Below are 19,019 nucleotides of genomic sequence, written 5' to 3'. Positions count from 1 at the left end.
GGGTGCGTTCGATTTATGAAAGCTTTAGTCTTAACGGGAATTAAACAGATGGAAATTCAGGATGTTGCGAAGCCAGAGGTTAAGCCCAACGAGGTCTTAGTGAACACGGCCTATGCGGGAATCTGCGGGACTGACCGCGCCTTGTATGCCGGACTTCCGGGGTCCGCGAATGCCGTGCCACCCATTGTGTTGGGGCATGAAAATTCCGGGATCGTTGCGGCGATTGGCCGGGACGTCACCAACGTCAAGGTGGGCGATCGCGTCACCGTAGACCCGAACATCTACTGTGGCCAATGCACCTATTGCCGGACGGATCGGCCGGAGCTCTGCGACCACCTGTCGGCCGTGGGGGTCACCCGTGACGGTGGCTTGGAAGAGGCCTTTACCGCACCATCATCCGTCGTTTATCCGATTCCGGACAGTGTTTCCCTGAAGGACGCGGCCACGACAGAACCCATCTCCTGTGCGGTTCACGGCATGAGCCTGATCGACGTTAAGCCCTATCAAAAGGCCTTGGTCATTGGGGATGGTTTCATGGGCCAGTTGTTCGTTCAACTGCTGCAAGCCTATGGCGTTCACCAAGTGGATTTTGCCGGGATTATTGATGAGAAGTTAGCCTTCAACAAGGAAAAATTTGGCGTGACAAAGACGTACAACACTAAGCGCGACAGCATTCCGGCGGACTACGATGTCGTTATCGAAGCCGTTGGGTTACCCGAGACTCAGGAACAAGCCGTCGAAGCCACGAAGAAGGGTGCGCAGGTCTTGATGTTCGGTGTGGGCAAGCCTAACCAGACCTTCTCCATGAACACTTACGAGGTCTACCAAAAGCAATTGAAGATTCAAGGGGCCTTCATCAATCCGTACGCCTTTGAAGACGCGATTGCCCTGTTGGCTAGTGGTGAGTTAGATGTTGATTCACTGATCAGTCATGAAGTCAGTTTGGAACAAGTCGAAGATGTGCTGAACGGTAAGGTTAAGGGCGTCAGCAAGGCGGTCGTCAAGGTCGGCAATCAGTAAAAAGTGAGGGATTAGCATGAGAGCTGAAGCAGTCAATCAATTTAGCGACGATGGGCGGTCCACGGATCTAACGGATAATAGGCGGACGCTATCGATGGCCCAGTCCATCGGGTTCTTTGCCCTATCCATTGTCGTCAACTCGGCTGGCAACGTCTTGACGCTGGTCACCAGCGCCAAGATTCACCCGTCCTTTCTCGGGGCGGCCTACTGGTCGGCGGCGGAGGCCAACTTCGGTGCAGCCTTTCACTGGAATCTATTCTGGGCCTTTCTGATTCTGGGGTTCCTGACGGCGGCGCTGAACGCCGTGCTCATTCATCATTGGGATTGGAAACGAATTGCCGGGAACATGGCGTTCATGGTGCCATTTTCAGCCTTGATTCAGGTGTTCGCGGATTTCTTCAATGGGAAATGCGCGCTATTCGCCGGGCTACCCGAAGCGCATGGCGCCGGCATGGTTACCCTCTATGTGGCCCTGAACTTCCTGGGGGTGGCGTTGATTGGAACGGCGATTTCAATTTATCAACGGGTTAATCTGGTCTTGCATCCGGCCGATGATCTCATGCAAATTCTGCGTTTTCGCTACTTTAAGGGCAATGCGGCCAAGGCCATGTGGGCGTCGTACATTCCACCGACCATCATGGCAATTATCGCGTTGGCGATGACCCATTCGTTTGTCAACTTTGGATTGGGAACGGTCTTCGCCTTTCTCGCGCAAGGGGGCATCACGGGGCTTGCCGATCGGGTAGTCTTTCCCAAGCTACGTCACCAGCGAGTAGATGTCGGTAAGTAAACGTGTCGGCAGTGACGCACCATATTTTCATATTACTAATTATAAAAAACGCCTCGTCAAAATGATGAGGCGTTTTTAGTGGGTTGCCTTAAGTTAGAAAGGTCTAGTCGACGTGATGAAGGTCATCATTGATCTGACATTGGTCGGGGGATGATGGTGGCCGCGAGACGGAACTCTTGGGTAGGAAGCTGGTCATCGTCAATACGCGCTAACAGGCGTTCAACCGCGATTCGGCCGAGGTCGGCAATGGGTTGTTTGGCCGTGACAATGGGTTGGGGTAGGAAGTTGAACCAGTCATTGTCATCGAAGGCCCCCAGTTGAAAGGCGGATAGGTCCAGGTCGGGGAGCTTACGTAAGACGCCGGTCATGATGGTATTATCGGCGGCGAAGAGGGCATCGCATTTTTGGTTGACTAATAATTGCCGGGCCATCTGGGGAACGTTACTGCCATCGGTACGGGCGGTGGCCTCAATGGCGGGATCTGGCGTTAAATGCGCGGCGGCGAGGGCTTGATGGTAGCCACGGAGACGTTCCGTGGCAGTGGTGGAAACGGCACTATTGATAATCCCGATCCGTTGGGCACCGCGGTTGATCAGACAATTGATAATGTCTTGCGTGCCCTGAACGTTGTCGACGAGGACCCGATCGTATTGCGAGACGACATTGGCCGGTGGCATGCGGTCTACGAAAACCGCGGGGGTCGTCCCCAGCATTCTAGGATAGTCGGTGGAGGCCCCCGCGCTGGTGATGATGAGGCCATCAACCTGTTTTTCAAACATTAAGTTGATGGCTTTGGCTTCCTTATCAAGATGTTCATCCGTATTGACAATTAGAACATCATAGCCAGCCTGACCGGCGACGTCTTCAATCGCCCGGCTGAGTTGGGTGAAGAAGCCGTTGAGAATGTCGGGAATAATCATACCGAGTGTGTGGCTTTTTTGAACGCGAATGCTGCGTGCTAATCCGTTGGGGCGGTAACCGAGATTGCGCGCAATGTTTTGGATTTTTTGGCGCGTGTCGCGTTTGACTTGGGGGCTATTGTTGAGCGCCCGCGAAACGGTGGCTTCCGAAACCCCGGCCTGTTTGGCGACGTCTTTAATTGTGATATTGGTTGACATGAAGGTCACTTCTTTATGATTAATAATTTAATTATTGATTATTACACATTGATAGTTAAACGTGTTAGGTCGGTATACTAAATATTTTATATTCATCGTAGCGGTTACAACGGGGCATCGTCAACTATTTCCGTCGCAGAAACAAAAATTATCGAAAAAGGGTTGCATTCACCTAGGTAGAGATGATAAAATTATTCTCTGTTGGGGTCAGTATTCACCAACTTATTGGGCTATAGCCAAGTGGTAAGGCAACGGGTTTTGATCCCGTGATGCGCTGGTTCGAACCCAGCTAGCCCAATTGAATTAATGCGGTAGTGCTGTTACGGAAGCCTTAGAGGCGGATGTAGCGGCTTTTTTTTGCTTTCTTTTAGGGCAGAAGTGGATTTATTGGAGATGATGGGCCAATCAGGTATGGGTTGTGACGAGGCAATATGACGAATACAATGGAAATTTTTGACAGCAAGTGCTTAAAATCATTGTTGAAAGTGTATGATTAGGTTATGGTTATTTTAGTTAGTAAAAAGAATCAAGCGTTAGCTTTAGAGTGCAAGCGCGACCATGTAAGTGTAAAATGAGTCAACTTAACTCATTGAGTGTGAGACTTTGGGATAGAAAGTGAAGGTGAACTTGGGTGACTAGTCGAGAGCAACAAATTCTAGAATGGATTAAACAGAATCCGATGATTTCTCAAAATGAACTGGCTAATCTGGCAGGAATTACACGCTCTGGTGTTGCTGCCCATATCTCCAACCTGGTTAAAAAAGGCTACCTTCAAGGAAAGGGATATGTCATTACGCCGCCTCGATATATTACGGTTATTGGCGGTGTCAATATGGATATTTTGGGGATATCACGAGAGACAGTGACCAGTCCGAGCTCATATCCTGGGAAAATATATAATAAACTTGGTGGAGTTGGCCGCAACGTCGCGGTTAATTTGAGTAAGATTGGGGTTCAAACTTTCTTGGTATCCGCTTATGGGGATGATCGTAATGGCGAAATCTTTAAGGAAGACGCTTTAGATAATCAAGTGGACATCAGTCACTCACAGCAGGTTGGTGGGGCATCGACTTCAATGTATCTTTACGTTAATCAGCCTCATGGCGAGCGTGTGCTGGGAATTGATGATATGGAAATTAATACACACATCTCTCCTGAATTTCTAAGAGGGCAAGAACAGACGATTAATAATTCTGAGTTGGTGATTCTCGATTCAAATTTGCCTAAAAGAAGTATTAAGTGGCTGTACAATAATGTGCACGTTCCCATTTTTGCCAAGGCAGTGGGTCTCAATAAAATGATGAACTTATATGATGGCATGGGAAGACTAGATACGTTGGTAATTAATGGGGTCGAAGCGGCCGCCTTAACCAAAATGAAGATTTACGATGAACAATCTGCTCGGCAAGGGGGACAGCGTTTGCTGGAACGGGGCGTTAAGAATGTCTTTTTGTACATGGAAGGTATCGGTGTTTTGTATCAAAGTATGACAGCGTCCTACTTCTTTTCAGATAACGAACAAAGTCCGCGAAATACTAATGGTGCTGGCGCGTCGGCAACCGCTGCTTTGGCTTGGGCGCGAATGCAGCACCAGAGCTTTTTGGAATCAGGGAAAGCCGGGGTAGCCGCTGCTTATATCACGACCGAATCATATGAAGCAGTAAATCCGGATATCGATGCCGAACTTTTAACGAGTGTACAGAAACGGATTGTAGCGGATTGAATTTCCGAGAGTTGGCAGAATAGAGAATTAATAAGTAAACATTTTTGCTAGAAAGACAAGCTATCTTTGGTATTCCGAAGAGACTTGTCTTTTTAGTTGGTGCTAAGTTCTGAAATTGAAAAATTGGGATAAGGTACTTTTTTGCTAAGTAATAAAATTATTTAAAAAAAGTTTGCTTGTGAAGTGACCTAAAAGGGCAGCGCATAACCTGAGTGAGGTAAGGGATTGCAACTATGATTAATATTGAGCAAGATAATATAAAAATGAAAACGCTTACTTAAAGATATTGACAAAGACCAATCGAGATTATATGCTCTAACTGTCAAATGATTACCCGGATAAACATTTGTTTATAAAATGTTCGCAGAGGAGGCAGTCAACATGGATAGCCGCAACTTGAGAAATACATCGGGATACGTGGTTGTTGTTGGTGGAATGAATATGGACATCTTCGGTATGCCCAATCAAAAGGTGATTGAGCGAGATTCGAATATCGGAGAAATTGGCATGGCTGTTGGTGGGGTTGGCCAGAACATCGCGCAAAACTTGGCGCATTTAGAAGTGCCAACGTACTTGGTCACGGTCTATGGCGATGATTATAACGGGACACTCTTACAACAATCTTGTGAACGAAACCACATTTCGCTTGAGCAAGCTGAAGAAGTACGAGGTTCCAGATCATCAACTTATATGTACATTACCGATGAGCATGGTGACATGCTGCTAGGGGTTAATGACATGGCGATTTGTGATCAGATTACCCCAGAGTTCTTGGCAAAGAAATTAGACTTTATCAATCAGGCTGATATTTGTTTGATTGATGCTAATATTTCTCAAGAAGCGATCGATTGGCTGGGGGCCAACGTGACGGTCCCTCTGTTTGGTGACACGGTATCCGTAACGAAAGCGCATCATTTTGAAAGAGTCTTGGATAAAATGGATACCTTGAAACCCAATGCTTTAGAAGCTTCCCTTTTGAGCGGTGTAGAAATTAAAGATGCGGCAACTGCTGAACAAGCGGCCGGTGTGTTACTCGATAAAGGGGTACGCAATGTCTTCATCTCTTTGGGAGCAGATGGCATTCTTTGTGCCAACCGTGAGGAAATGGTACACGTGCCCGTGTTTAAGACCGATATTGTAAATGCGAATGGTGCGGGTGATTGTGGTATGGCGGCGATCACTTGGAGTCGTTTCTTGGTTCCCAATCGGCCAATTAGAGAGACCGGTCAGATCGCCCAAGCCGCCTCGAGTATCGCTCTGGAAAGTACAAAGTCGGTTCCAGACATTACACCGGAGCAGGTTAGCCGTAAGCTAGAAACGTTAACTATTTTAAATTAAAAGGAGTACGACAAAAATGATCAAACAAATCTATTCTCTCATTCAATATGACGAATCCGTAAAAACAATGGAAGCAGGTGCTGACAATATTGGATTAGTACCGATGCAAAATGGTGGTGTACCGGCGCACCGGGTACCGCTAGATCGGGTTGATAAAATCTTTGCTGAAGCCAAGCGACGTGGCGTGACTTCTGTGGCAATTATGTTGACGAATGATCCAGAAGAAATGATTACAATTGCTGAAAAAGTTCAGCCAGATATTTTACACATTGCTGGTGATGGCTATGCCGCAGATGCTGAATTTGCCAAACGCTTGAAGCAAGTGGCTCCTCACACGGAATTAATGCAGGCCGTTTTAGTGGACAACGAATCTGCAATTGAACGCGCAAAGAGTTTTGAATCCTTTGTTGATTATATTCTGTTAGATTCAGGATTGGCACATGATACAGGAATTGGTGCGAGTGGTGAAACGCATGACTGGAATATCGATGCCAAGATTGTTCAAGAAGTGTCTGTCCCAGTTATTGAAGCTGGCGGTTTAGGACCAGACAATGTGGCCGATGCGATTGAAAAGATTCGGCCTTATGGTGTGGATTCACTGACGCGGACCAGCATCAAATATGAGGGTGGCAATATGGAAAAAGACATTGCCAAGGTCAAGGCGTTCTGTGAAAATGCCGATGCAGCTGCTGAAAAGTTAGGACTCTAATGTTCGAAGGAAGGGGTAGGGAATGAAGACATCACGTTATACGCCAAAAACGATTACTCTAGCCCTTCTCGGTATCTTCCTGGTCTGTATTGGTGTGGCTTTTAATAATAATACGCAGTTGGGAAATGATCCAGTGGGCATCATTTATGATGGCCTGCGAACGGCATTTAACTTGGAACAAGCCCAACTTGGGTTAGTTTCTAATTATCTCAACGTTATTCTGATTGTGATTCTATTCTTTATTGGTCGTCACTATACAAGTTGGGGAACGGTCATGTATCTACTGCCCTATGGTGTTTTTGTTTCGATTGGGTCATATCTTTATCCTTTGATATTTACGTCAACATCATTGGTAGGACGTTCATTGGGCGGTCTTGCGGGCATTTCACTATATTATCTAGGAATTAGTTTGTTCGTTGCGGCTGATATTGGCGTTGATCCATTCAGTGGTTTCATGCTGACAATTCGTGATCGAATGGGCTGGAGCATGCGCCGCAGCAAGATTACATTCGATGTAGGATTAATTGTAGTTGGTGTTTTATTAGGTGGAAAGTTTGGAATCATTACGATTCTGACCGCCCTGACAACTGGCCCAACGATTCAGGCGCTTAGCTCGCTATTTAGAAAAACGTTGATTTTAGAAAAAAGTTAAGGGGAATGACAATGGATGTTAAATTACTACAACGTGTAAAAGTTATTGACACAGATAATCTAGCACAGACTTTATTAGAAATTTTGCAAACAGAGAATTATCAACGGCCTCTGTTTGTGATGGACAGTTTTTTAGCCAAAGTCCCAATCGTTCAGGCGTCACAGAAACTATTACAAGACAACCAGATTGATTTTGCCGTCTTTGATAAAGTCGTTTCGGACCCACCGGCACAAACTATTCGGGATGGGGTTACCGCCTTTGAGGATGCACAGGCTGATAGCATTATTGCCATTGGCGGCGGAAGTTCGATTGATGTTGCACGAGGCATTAATATCGTTCGGACAAACGGTGGAGATATTTTGGATTACACCGATCCCGATAAGCCAATCAAACGATGTGAAGGATTAATTGCTGTACCGACAACATCGGGAACTGGTAGCGAGTTATCGAATGCGTTGGTGGTCACGGATGTTAAAAGTGAGAAAAAGTTGGCAATTTTATCGGACAATGCTGTCAGTGAATATGCAATCTTAAATCCTGATTTAGTACTCTCATTACCACAGCGGATGACAATCGCCACGGGCCTTGATGCGTTCTCACATGCCGCAGAGGGCTACACGTCACGGTTAGCGAGTCCGGTCACAGATGCTATTTGCGAAAAGGTGATGTTCTTACTTTATAACTACTTACCACGTGCCGTTAAAAACGGGCAAGATCGTGAAGCCCGCCAGCGCGTCATGGTGGCCGCGGCTTTAGCCGGCTGGATGCTAAATAATGCTGGTACTAATGCGGGCCATTCGATTGCGCACGTGTTAGGGTCCAAATATCACATTGTCCATGGGGAAGCTGTAGCCTATGCCTTACCAGGTGTCTTAAGACGTGTAGCACCATTGATGCCGCAGAAGGTGTGTGAGATTGGTCAGATTCTGGGTGAGGTTTATACAGCAGAGGAGTCTCAAGAAGAGCGGGTTGACCGTGCCATTCGCGCTTATCAGGACTTTCGGGACAATGTTTTAGGACTACATCCATTTAGCGATTATGGCATTTCTGCTGCTGAGATTACATCTAATGCTAAGGCAGTATCAGAAGAGCAATTTGCAAGTAATATGCCCGGCGAGATGAATGAGACTGTTGCAAAAGAATTATTATCAGAATTTGGCGTACGACTTAACTAAATAACGGAAAAGGGTGAACAACATGAATTTTGTGTTCTTATTAACCGGTTTAGCGTTGGTCTTTGGTATCAGTTGGTTGGTTAGTACCAATCGTAAGCATATTAAATACAAGCGAATGGGAATTCTGTTTGGCCTACAAATTGTGATTTCCTTCTTGTGTCTACATACTTCGGGTGGAGTTAAAACATTAGCCAATATTTCCGGTTTCTTTAGTTGGTTAATGTTACAAGCGCAAGGCGGGGTTGACTTCGTCTTTGGCGGCTTTGCACTTAAGCCGGGCGCTTCAGTATTCTTCCTTAATGTTTTAATGCCAATTGTCTTCATTTCAGCATTAGTAGGGATTCTAAACTACATTAAGGTGCTGCCATTCATTATCAAATGGACAGGTTGGGCCTTGAATAAAGTTGCTGGCATGGGGGAATTGGAAAGTTACTTCGCGGTTTCTACAGCTATTTTAGGCCAACCGGAAGTCTTCTTAACAGTTAAAGAACAGATCCCCAAGCTGAATGAACAACGGCTTTACACGATTTGTGCATCGGCCATGAGTGCCGTTTCAGCGGCTATGTTGGCTTCTTACATGAAGATGGTACCAGGTAAATATGTGGTTGTCGCGGTGTTCTTAAACATCCTATCAGCACTAATTATTTCATGTATTATTAATCCTTATGAAACAGAGGCCAATGATGAATTGGTTCAAATTTCCAAGGGGAATAAAGAACCATTCTTCCAAGTCTTGGGGACATATATCACGGACGGCTTCAACTTAGCCATTACCGTTGGTGCGATGCTGATCGGGTTTGTGGCTTTGGTAACGTTCTTGAATAGTTCTTTTACAGCAATTATTAATATTTCATTTACCGATTTGATTGGTTATGTCTTCGCTCCCGTGGCTTTCTTGATGGGTGTGCCTATGGATGAATCAATGAAGGTCGGGAGCCTGATGGCCACGAAATTAATCACCAACGAATTCGTTGCCATGGGAACCTTGCATGGCATGGCTGCTGAATTAAGTACCAAAGCAAACGCGATTATCTCCGCTTACTTGGTATCCTTCGCGAACTTTGGGACTGTTGGAATTATCACGGGTTCAATCAAGTCAATTAGCGCGGAACAAGGCAGTTATGTCGCTAAGTTCTCGATGAAATTATTGTTAGGTGCAACGTTGGCTTCAGTGCTTACAGGAACAATTGTTGGTCTGTATTTCTAAAATAATTGGAGGTTTGAATGGTGAAAGCTAAGGTAAGAAAATTGTTACCAATCATGATTAGTTCGTGGTTGTTGTTTATTGCCACCAATCTAGGTGTAACTGTGTTGACGAGCCAGACTGTCACTGTTCGACCATTGTTAAATACCATCCTGTTTGCGTTTATCCTCTACGCTTGGAGTATTCTCAATTTTATTCGTGGTCGTCGATTTGCTGCTGGTTTAATGGAATTTGTGATTATTGTCTATACGTTTGGATTTATTAGTTCGATCGTCATGGCTATCTCAAATTTACAAGAATCGACAGGCCTCTTGATTTTAGCGACAATCGGTAGTTTCATTGGAATTGTGGTTAACTTAATTTGGTTCAAAACATGCAGTCGGTTAAATCGAACAGCTGTCAAATCAACGAACTAATTTTTAGAATAGGAGCGCGACCTCATGAAAAAAATAATTATGGACTGTGATCCCGGACACGATGACGCCTTGGCAATGATGCTGGCGTTGGCTAGCCCTGAGATTGATTTGTTAGCAGTGACTTCTTCTGCGGGCAACCAGACCCCCGAGAAGACGTTGAATAACGCGATGCGTCTGTTGACGTTGATGCACCATCAAGAGATTCCCGTCGCTGGCGGTAATCGGACGCCATTGATGAAGCCTCTGGAGACGGCCGGGAACGTGCATGGTAAATCCGGACTAGACGGGGCCGAACTTCCCGAGCCCGACTTCGCCGTCCAGGACATGACGGCGATCGAACTGATTGCCAAGACCTTACGAGAAAGCGCCGATCCCGTCACCTTGGTGGTCACGGGTCCAATGACCAATATTGCACTGTTCTTACGCGTTTACCCAGAACTCAAGTCCAAGATTGACCGGATTGTCTTCATGGGTGGTGCCATGGGCTTAGGCAACTGGACGCCGTCTGTCGAATTTAACATTTACGTTGATCCCGAAGCTGCCAAGATCGTGCTCAACGCGGGGATTCCGCTGACCATGGCGCCCCTGAACGTCACCCACAAGGCCCAGATCTTGAAGCCGGAAATCGAGGCAATTGGCACCATCGATAATCCGGTTGCTCACGCCTTCGAGGGTCTCCTGAACTTCTTTGAGGTCTACCACGAGAATCCTAAATGGAGCTTCAAGGGGGCACCGCTCCACGATCCATGTACGATCGCTTGGCTGTTGCATCCCGAAATGTTTAAGAGTGAGCTGATGAACGTGGATGTCGAAACCCAGGGTGAACTGGTTCGCGGTGAAACGGTCTGTGATTATTACGAACTGACCGGGAAACCCAAGAATACCGATGTCTTATTGGACATTGACCGACCGGCCTTTATTCAATTGATTACGGATTCTTTAAAGACTTTTAACTAACGAATTAAAGCAAGCCACATCAACAACGAGCGCCATTGTTGATGTGGCTTTTTCGTCGATTTAACCAAAACTCAAACAATTTCCGCTACACTGTTAAAACGCGAAACGTTCAGAGAGGGGAATTGTATTGAGACAGATAACTTATCCCGCCCACGAGCAGTTACTTTTCGGCTGTGGCTTAACGATGGTGGCGGGGGCCTTAGACGCCTATGCCTATTTGGAACACGGGGCCGTATTTGCCGGTTTACAGACGGGGAACCTCCTGTTACTCGGCGTTAGTTTGGGCCATTTTCAACTGAGCGCTGTTGGTCGGTACCTCACGGCTTTACTGGCCTTTGTGGTCGGGACGCTCATCGTCCGAGGACTACAGCATTTCCTAGAAAAGTCGCGCATCAGTTCGCAGATGGTTGTGCTGGGGTACATGCTCGTTCTTTTACTGGCCGTTCTCCTACTTAACCAACTCCCCAGTTATCTACTGGTCGCCCTGCTATCGCTAGCGGCGGCCGCCGAGTTACAGGAATTTCGCCAGATTAAAGGGCGGCCGTTTACGCCACTGATGTTGACGGGAACTGGCCGTCACACGGCGGCTTCACTCTACGAGGGACTCCGCCACCGCAGTCGAGACGCTCGGACGCAGGCGTTGGATACCGGTGCCCTGTTCCTGAGCTTCGTTGGCGGGGCCATGATCGTTGCCGCCTTGACGGCCGTTATGGCAACCTATGCGCTACTATTGCCAATTGGGCTGCTGGGGGCGTTGTTGACGTGGCTTTATCAGCAGACCCGGCGCCGTAAATGGAAACACTAAAAAATGCGATCCCTGACGGGGACCGCATTTTTAATACCCATGATTATTTCGTCGCATCGAAAACGTAAGCGGAACTGTAGAACGGCACCCGGTAGGCCCGATAAGCGTAGGCCTTGGAGGACGCGTTCTTCATCGTGGCGTTGAAGACTTGTTGCCCACTCTTTGTCACTTCAACGATGTTACTCTGTTGGCCACCGGCCTTGAACCCAAAGTCGATCAGCACGTTACCGTTGCTTTCCTTTTCGGCATAACCGATGACGCTGGTAAAGTTGGCCGCGCCTAACGTCTTCCCGTACGACCAGGTCGACGAAATCGTCATCTTTTTAGCGTTGACGTGATATTCGACGGCTTGCGAATACTTGCCGGAGGTCTTCTTATTACCGTTCGTGACATCGATATTGTTGTCGTACAACATGAAGTTTTCGCTGTTGGCTGAGTTCTTGCCGCCGTTATTCAACAGGTAGAGCCCGTGTTGTCCACCGGTGATAATGGTACCCTTCGTTGGGGTTAAGACATACTTCTGGTAAACCTTAGGCCAACTGGACTTCTTCTTGCCGCTATAGAGCCACTTGATGTGATCCGTCTTGTAGTCTAACTTCATGATGAGATCTTGATTCCGGTTGGAGAGGACGATGGAATGGTCGTTCTGATCGTAATCCACGGCGTTGTTATGCAGCCAGTCGATCTTGCCATCGGTGCCCTTCTTATACTTATCCCACATGGACTTGGGCAGAATCTTCTTGAGGTCGATAACCTTCACGATCTTCCCGGTCTTGTGGGAAACCTCGATCAGGGTATCTTCCTTATATTTGGACCCATCCGAGACGGTCGCTAGGAAGTTGTGGTTAGGCAGTTCCACCAGGTCATGGTGAATGACGGTCGTTTCGACACCGCCATCGGTACTGCTGGTCTTGTTGGCAAAGCCATACTCCCGATAAACGCGACCGAGGTAGTCCGTTTCAATCAAGTCATTGTAAACGTCGGAGTTCTGATTCTTCTTGGAGAGAATCATGACGTGCCCGTTGGACCACTGCTCAATGGTGTGTTGGGAGTAGTTGGTATCATACCACCGCACGGCGCCATCCGCATCAATGGCAAATGGCTGTTTCGTCGTCCGATTGATGATGGTTAACTTGTTCTTGCCAATACTCATCTTGGACTTATTGACGTTCTTGGTCGTGATCGTCGCGTTCTTGACGTATTTTGGCAGTGCGCCCGTCTTCATCCTCAACGTCTTGGTCTGGGTCTTACCGTTTTTGGTCGTCGCGGTAATCTTGACCGTGTTGTTCGTGTCCGCGTACAGGCCAACGACGGGAACTTGATGGCTCTTGGTGTAGCCGCCCTTGACCGTATTGGTGATGGACGTCTTGTCGGACTTGCCGACCACCGTATAGGTAATCTTCTCGGCGGTGCTGGACTTAAAGGTTACCAGCGCGGAAAGGGGGGATGTCCCATAGGGGTTGACCTTCACGTAGGGGCTACTCAGCGTGTACTGGTTACTTTCGGCCGCCGCCTTGTACTTGGCAGTGGCCGATTTTTGAGCGTCCTGTCGGGTCGTAATCAGCTTGGTGTCCAGATTCTTCTTAATCTGGGCGTCGGTCAGCGCGACCTTGTTGTTCTTAATCTTATAGGTGGAATTGCTACTTTTGCTCGTTGAACAGCCGGCGAGGCCAACCGTCAAGATTGCCAGGGATGCGACGGCCAGGGCCGCCATCCGGGGGTGTTTAAATTGCAAATGAGACATCTCCTTCATCAAATATGAAAAAGGGGGCACTAACCACCAAGTTAGCTCCCCCATATGTAACACCTCCAATATAGCACTGCTATAAAACAGTTATGTTACCGGGGTATGATACTTTTGAGAAGAAAATGTGATGATCTTGTGTCTTAGCTGGTTTGGTTTAGACGGGGGTGAAGTGAGGCAGATTGCTGAGCACCCTTACCGTTCGCCGAATTTGACCGGGAACGCGGTGGGCAGCAACATAGCCGAAACGTGCGCCAACAGGCAACTGATTCCGCTTAACACTGATAGCCAAATCATCCAAGGGCCGGATTATCCGCCTATCAGCGTTAATGCTCACCAGTTAATCGCCTGTTGTCACACTCTTGGCAACATAAGAAAATCACAGAAAATCCTTAAGTTAGCGTCAGGACGTTGCGCCGTCACGGATGCTATAACTAGAGCATGTTGTTTGTTAGATCTGGTGATTTGTTAAAAGTAGAGAGGTGAGACCGTGGCCGAACGGAAAAAACGGCGGTATTTACACGAGGTCGATCTGATGCGCGTCATCTTTATCGGTGGGGTTTTGCTCAATCACACCACGACGGCATTTGAAGCGCGCCTGGTGGATACCTCGCATAGTCAATTGATTTTAGAAGCAACGCATTTAGCCTTACATTTTACACGGATGGGATTCATGTTCATGACTGGTCTGGTCTTGGTCCTGAATTACTACAATCGCGACCACCACTGGTTACGGTTCTGGAAGAAACGCTATCTGGGTTCGGGGATTCCTTACATTGCCTGGAACGCCATCATCATGGTCGTGGCCACCCTGATTGCCAGTGGCGGCATCGACTGGTCGACGTACTGGCCGCATCTGGGTAACGCGCTCAGGTATGGGAATGAGTACTACATGTACTACATTATGGTGACATTCCAGCTGTATCTGTTGTTCCCGTTGATCGTGGCGCTCTTCAAGAAGTTTCCGGACAATCATCCAGCGATTATTGGGATCAGTGCTGCGATTCAAATGCTACTGCTCATCGGAATCAAGTATTGGTTACCCCACGTGGATACTAGTGACTGGTGGTATTTCTTCAGGAGTTATGGCACCAACGTCTTGGTTTATCAATTCTACTTCCTGGCGGGTGGCGCCGTGGCCATTCACTACGACACCTGCGTGGCCTGGGTGGAACGCCATCACCGACTGATTGGCTGGCTGACGGCCATCTTAGCGGTCGGAACGGTCTTCCTTTATTTCGGAGACCGGGACGTCTTGAAGTTGAGCCGGAGCGGCATTTTCTCCGTCCATCAGCCCTATATCTTTGTGTACGATGTCTGCATGCTAGCCTTCGTCTTCTGGCTAGGCCTGCAGTACGCCAAGGTTCGCCAGCACGGCCTCCCGCAGTGGCTCGATCGCCTCATCCGGGCCTTCTCCACGGTGTCGTTTGGTGTTTACTTGACGCAAAGCCTGCCGTTGTTTGCACTCGGTGGCATTCTAAGCCTCTTAAAGCTGCCGGCCTGGGCAATTCTCGCGCTACTACCCATTGGCTACCTCTTCGTCTTTGGCGGTGCGCTCGCCATTTCTTGGTTCTGTTACCGAGTGCCACCGTTTGGCGTTCTGATCGGACGTCCGCAGTGGCATCGCTTGAAAGGAGATCATGTTTATGTCAAAAATAACCTTAAAACTCGCCCAACAACTGAAACAAGCCTCCCAACAAACCGTCATTAAGGACGAGGCCCGCGACCGTTGGTTCACCGGGGCCGAATTAGCTGCCGATGTGGATCAGCTCGAGGACCAACTGCGCGGTTTGCGGGTGGGGCACGGTGACCGTGTCTACGTGTGCCTCCCCAATTCGGCGCTCTATCCCGTCTTGACGCAGGCTATCTGGGCGATCGGTGCGGTGATGCATCCGGTCGCCCCCAAGACACCGGCTGCTGAAATGCAAACGGAACTAGCAGCGCACGACTATGCGGCCATCATCGTGGGTCCCCAATTACTGGACGCCGCACAGGTCAATCGCGAGACCACGGCGGCAACCTTACAGTTAACGACCGCCCCGGTAGTCACGATCTTGCGAGATGAGGCCATCAGCGGGCACGTCGCCGCGACGCCTACCGAAGAAGATCTCGCCTTGATTCTGAACACCTCGGGAACCACTGGTCAGCCCAAACGTGTGGGCTTAACGCACGAACTGTTGCGCAACGGCGCGGCCCACGATATCGCCAGCCACCGCATGACGGCGGCCGATACCACATTGATCGTCATGCCGCTCTTTCACATTAACGCCCAGGTGATGTCGCTCCTGTCAACCCGGCTATCTGGTGGCCGGGTGGTGATTACGCCGAAGTTTAGTGCCAGTCGCTTCTGGCCACAGGTTCAGGACAACGGCGTGACGTGGGTGTCCGTGGTGCCCACCATCATTAACATCTTATTGTTGAATGACCGCTCGCGTGCGACGTATGATCAGAGCCGCAGTCGGTTACGGTTTGTGCGCTGCTCTTCGTTCTCGTTGCCCCTTGAAAAGCTCACGCAATTTCAAGAGACGTACCATACCCGGATTATGGAGGGCTACGGCATGACCGAAACGGCCAGCCAGTGCACCTTGAATCCGTACGACGCGCCCAAGGTGGGGTCGGTCGGTAAGCCGGTGGGCACGGATGTGGCAATTGTGGTCAACGGTCAGTTTGTGCCCAACAGCCACGAGACCGGCGAGATTGCCGTGCGGGGCGATCACGTGATTCACGCGTACCTCGATCCGCACCCCGATTCCTTTCAGGACGGCTGGTTTCTAACCGGCGACCTGGGTTACTTTGACGCCGATGGCTACCTCTTCGTCAGCGGACGCAAGAAGGACATCATCAGCGTGGGCGGTGAAAAGGTCGCCCCAGCCTACGTTGAAAATGAACTCAGTGAACTGTCCTTTATTAAAGAAGTCACCGTCATTGGCACCCCCGATGACCTGTACGGCGAGGCGGTCACGGCCGTCATCATTTCCCAACCCGGCGACCAACAGGCACAACGTCAGGCGGTCCTCGACCAGGCCCAACGCACGCTGGCGCCGTACGAACAACCGAAACGAATCCTGTTCGTTCAAGACTATCCGCGCAATGCCACGGGCAAGGTCGTTCGGCCAAAACTTCGGCAACAGGTGCTGGCCCAAGGGATCGGTGAGGGCGCATGAGTCAAACCAAGCGGCGTTTCCTCAAATGGTTAGTCGGTCTCATCGTTATCCTGTGGGCCGGCGTGGCCTTCTATGGCTACCGACAAACTGATGCCAGCAGTCAATCCAGCGGGCTCACAACCGTGACGGTGGGTTATCAGAAGGGCGACCCGGTCGATATTTCCCGTCAACGCGGCGAATTGGTCAAGGAGATGAAGGCCAAGGGCTATAAAGTGGTGTATAAACAGTTTCAGGACGGCACGTCACTGCTGCAGGCTTTGAAGTCGGGGAGCATTGACTACGCCAGAACCGGGGATACCCCACCCGTCACGGCGCAGGCGGCCGGGACCAAGTTGACCTACATTGGGGCCGGTTCGGCCAAGCCTAATGGGTCGGGGATCGTTGTGAAGAAAGGTAGCGGCATCTCCTCGATTAAGGACCTGAAAGGTAAGAAGGTCGCCTATACCAAGGGTACGAGCTCGCAGTATCTTCTGCTCCAAGCGCTGAAGAAGGCCGGCATGTCCGCTTCTGACGTCACGTGGGTAAACATGGACCAGTCTTCGGCCAGTGTCGCATTTGCCAAGGGTAAAGTAGCGGCTTGGGTCACTTGGGATCCGTACACCGCCCAAGCCCAGGTTAATCAGAACGCCAAACTACTGACAAACGGCGTGGGCCTGAGCAACAACCGGGACTTCCTGATTTCTACGCAGAGTTATGCCAAAACGCATACCAAGACGTCGAAATACTTGGTGAAGTACCTGGGTGAAGACATGCAGTGGGCCAATACCCACAAGTCGAAGCTGATTAAAATGATGAGTAAGTCGTTGAAGCTTTCGTCGGCAGTCGTCAAGAAGATGGTGATGCGCCGGAGTTATACGTTTGGCAGCATGACCAAGAGCATCACTAAGGAACAGCAGAAGATTGCGGATGCCTTCTATCAAGCCGGCATCTTGAAGACGGATGTTACGGTGGACAAGATTGTGACGTATTTAAAAGAATAAACAGATATTGCGCAAGCCGCCTGAGTCTAGGTGGCTTGTTTTTTGACGCACAGGGTTAGGAAATACGATACAATGGATGAAAATAACCCGGGAAATGAAATGAGTGACGATTAGGGTACAAAATAACAGCGATACTCGTGAAAAGCTGTGCGTGCGGCAAGCAGCGCCGATATTTCCCTGGAAATAATTGGGAAATTTCAGAAAATACGATTTAACACTTGCTCATCACGCGGCGTCATCCCGTATAACTTAAGTCAGGAGGTGAAATCCATGTCAAAATTAACGACCGGGGAACTGGCAAAACAGGTGCACGTCTCCGTGCGGACGCTCCAATACTATGATCAAAAAGGGTTACTACAACCCAGCGAGCTGAGCACGGGTGGCCGCCGGCTCTATTCAGCGGCGGATCTGAAACGGCTGAAGCTGATTCTATTACTCAAAGGAATGGGGCTTACGTTGACCGCAATCCAAGAAATTTTAGACAGCGACCAATCGAGCCATGTGCTGGCGTTACTGTTGGATCAACAGGAACAGAAGCTGCGTGATGAACAGGCCACCAATGCAGAAAAATTACGGACGGTTAGACAAGTGCGGGCAGGCCTAAATGACTTTGCGGAAGTTCCAATTAAATCGATCGAAGACATGGAACGCATTATGACGAACAAGCAAGGTTTACGGAAGATTCATTTGAACCTGGTAGGTTGGGGGCTTTTAATGGACGCCATTGAACTAGCCGCGTTGATTTACAGTATCGTGGTGGGCAACTGGTGGGTCTTTGGCGCTGCCCTCGTGGTGGCCATCGTCTTTGCTACCGTGGCGGTCCGTCAGTACTTCAACGCGGTGGACTTTATTTGTTCGAACTGTAACAGTCAGTTTCGGCCCCAGTTTAAGCAGGCCTTCTGGTCCGGGCATACCCCCAAGACGCGGAAGTTAACTTGTCCGGTCTGCGGTCAGACCAATTACTGCGTGGAGGTGCTGCGCAAAGCTACACCTGCGCGGTAATGCGCGATAAAATGCAGAAGCGCATTGGTGCCAAAACAGTCAACTTGGGTGGGAGTATGATGAAAGATAGTAGACAGCTAGAATTCCTGGTATGACAAGGATAACAACTATGATAGTCGTGTACTGGCCGCCTTACCGTTCGCCAAATTTGGTCTGGATCGCTGTGGGAAGGATCGGGAAAAGCCAAAGTGCTGTCTTTTCCCTCGCTTTGAGCCGTCAGCC

The 19,019-nt window shown here is 49.0% G+C and carries 17 protein-coding genes and 1 tRNA gene; 16 read left to right on the top strand and 2 right to left on the bottom strand.

Translation table 11 applies throughout. The features are described 5' to 3' along the window. Window positions 1–15 precede the first annotated feature (15 nt). On the top strand, window positions 16–1,020 hold the full coding sequence (locus tag HEQ50_RS06655; RefSeq protein ID WP_168899740.1) for a zinc-dependent alcohol dehydrogenase family protein: 1,005 nt from the start codon (window positions 16–18) through the stop codon (window positions 1,018–1,020). A gap of 94 nt (window positions 1,021–1,114) precedes the next feature. Next, window positions 1,115–1,810, top strand: a complete 696-nt coding sequence (locus HEQ50_RS06650) for a fructose permease (protein ID WP_232842705.1) — start codon at window positions 1,115–1,117, stop codon at window positions 1,808–1,810. A 125-nt stretch (window positions 1,811–1,935) separates the two neighbouring features. Here the strand turns inward: HEQ50_RS06650 and HEQ50_RS06645 are convergent, their stop codons facing one another. Further along, window positions 1,936–2,928 (bottom strand): LacI family DNA-binding transcriptional regulator, encoded by a 993-nt coding sequence (locus HEQ50_RS06645; protein WP_168899738.1) that lies wholly within the window; start codon window positions 2,926–2,928, stop codon window positions 1,936–1,938. A 226-nt stretch (window positions 2,929–3,154) separates the two neighbouring features. On the opposite strand from HEQ50_RS06645, the gene HEQ50_RS06640 reads away from it, so the two are divergent. The 10 genes from HEQ50_RS06640 (at window position 3,155) to HEQ50_RS06595 (ending at window position 11,907) form a co-directional block, all read left to right on the top strand. Then, window positions 3,155–3,226, top strand: a tRNA-Gln gene (locus HEQ50_RS06640). A 333-nt stretch (window positions 3,227–3,559) separates the two neighbouring features. Continuing rightward, window positions 3,560–4,651 carry a PfkB family carbohydrate kinase gene (locus HEQ50_RS06635; RefSeq protein ID WP_168899737.1) on the top strand — a complete coding sequence of 364 codons (1,092 nt, stop codon included), beginning with the start codon at window positions 3,560–3,562 and terminating at the stop codon, window positions 4,649–4,651. 381 nt (window positions 4,652–5,032) lie between these two features. Beyond that, a complete protein-coding gene (locus tag HEQ50_RS06630; RefSeq protein WP_168899736.1) occupies window positions 5,033–5,989 on the top strand; it encodes a PfkB family carbohydrate kinase in 957 nt (318 codons plus the stop codon). Window positions 5,990–6,005: 16 nt separating this feature from the next. Further along, window positions 6,006–6,698, top strand: a complete 693-nt coding sequence (locus HEQ50_RS06625; protein ID WP_168899735.1) for a phosphoribosylanthranilate isomerase — start codon at window positions 6,006–6,008, stop codon at window positions 6,696–6,698. A 22-nt stretch (window positions 6,699–6,720) separates the two neighbouring features. Further along, the gene (locus HEQ50_RS06620) at window positions 6,721–7,350 is read left to right on the top strand and encodes a YitT family protein (RefSeq protein WP_168899734.1); all 630 of its coding nucleotides are present in this window, start codon (window positions 6,721–6,723) and stop codon (window positions 7,348–7,350) included. An 11-nt stretch (window positions 7,351–7,361) separates the two neighbouring features. Then, entirely contained in the window at window positions 7,362–8,525 is a 1,164-nt protein-coding gene (locus HEQ50_RS06615; RefSeq protein ID WP_168899733.1) for an iron-containing alcohol dehydrogenase, read from the top strand. Between the two features lie 22 nt (window positions 8,526–8,547). Beyond that, a complete protein-coding gene (locus HEQ50_RS06610; protein WP_168899732.1) occupies window positions 8,548–9,732 on the top strand; it encodes a NupC/NupG family nucleoside CNT transporter in 1,185 nt (394 codons plus the stop codon). 17 nt (window positions 9,733–9,749) lie between these two features. Continuing rightward, a complete protein-coding gene (locus HEQ50_RS06605) occupies window positions 9,750–10,145 on the top strand; it encodes a hypothetical protein (RefSeq protein ID WP_168899731.1) in 396 nt (131 codons plus the stop codon). Between the two features lie 24 nt (window positions 10,146–10,169). Continuing rightward, window positions 10,170–11,102: a pyrimidine-specific ribonucleoside hydrolase RihA gene (gene rihA, locus HEQ50_RS06600; protein WP_168899730.1), complete on the top strand. Its 933-nt coding sequence runs from the start codon at window positions 10,170–10,172 to the stop codon at window positions 11,100–11,102. A gap of 127 nt (window positions 11,103–11,229) precedes the next feature. Then, on the top strand, window positions 11,230–11,907 hold the full coding sequence (locus HEQ50_RS06595; RefSeq protein WP_168899729.1) for a YoaK family protein: 678 nt from the start codon (window positions 11,230–11,232) through the stop codon (window positions 11,905–11,907). A 43-nt stretch (window positions 11,908–11,950) separates the two neighbouring features. Here the strand turns inward: HEQ50_RS06595 and HEQ50_RS06590 are convergent, their stop codons facing one another. Continuing rightward, window positions 11,951–13,651: an aryl-sulfate sulfotransferase gene (locus HEQ50_RS06590; RefSeq protein ID WP_168899728.1), complete on the bottom strand. Its 1,701-nt coding sequence runs from the start codon at window positions 13,649–13,651 to the stop codon at window positions 11,951–11,953. A 490-nt stretch (window positions 13,652–14,141) separates the two neighbouring features. On the opposite strand from HEQ50_RS06590, the gene HEQ50_RS06585 reads away from it, so the two are divergent. From HEQ50_RS06585 to HEQ50_RS06570, 4 genes are all read left to right on the top strand, one after another. Then, complete coding sequence (locus tag HEQ50_RS06585; RefSeq protein ID WP_168899727.1) at window positions 14,142–15,362, top strand: acyltransferase; 1,221 nt, start codon at window positions 14,142–14,144, stop codon at window positions 15,360–15,362. Continuing rightward, a complete protein-coding gene (locus tag HEQ50_RS06580; RefSeq protein ID WP_168899726.1) occupies window positions 15,298–16,815 on the top strand; it encodes an AMP-binding protein in 1,518 nt (505 codons plus the stop codon). The genes HEQ50_RS06585 and HEQ50_RS06580 overlap by 65 nt, the downstream gene beginning before the upstream one ends. Then, the gene (locus HEQ50_RS06575; protein ID WP_168899725.1) at window positions 16,812–17,795 is read left to right on the top strand and encodes an aliphatic sulfonate ABC transporter substrate-binding protein; all 984 of its coding nucleotides are present in this window, start codon (window positions 16,812–16,814) and stop codon (window positions 17,793–17,795) included. Before HEQ50_RS06580 ends, HEQ50_RS06575 begins: the two co-directional genes overlap by 4 nt. 270 nt (window positions 17,796–18,065) lie before the next feature. Continuing rightward, a complete protein-coding gene (locus tag HEQ50_RS06570; RefSeq protein WP_168899724.1) occupies window positions 18,066–18,797 on the top strand; it encodes a MerR family transcriptional regulator in 732 nt (243 codons plus the stop codon). Window positions 18,798–19,019 lie beyond the last annotated feature (222 nt).

It is taken from the genome of Lactobacillus sp. HBUAS51381 (genome assembly GCF_012641095.1).
In the GTDB taxonomy this organism is placed as follows: Bacteria; Bacillota; Bacilli; order Lactobacillales; family Lactobacillaceae; genus Levilactobacillus.
The sequence above is the reverse complement of the archived record's forward strand: the minus strand, read 5'-3'. Positions and strand labels throughout refer to the sequence as shown.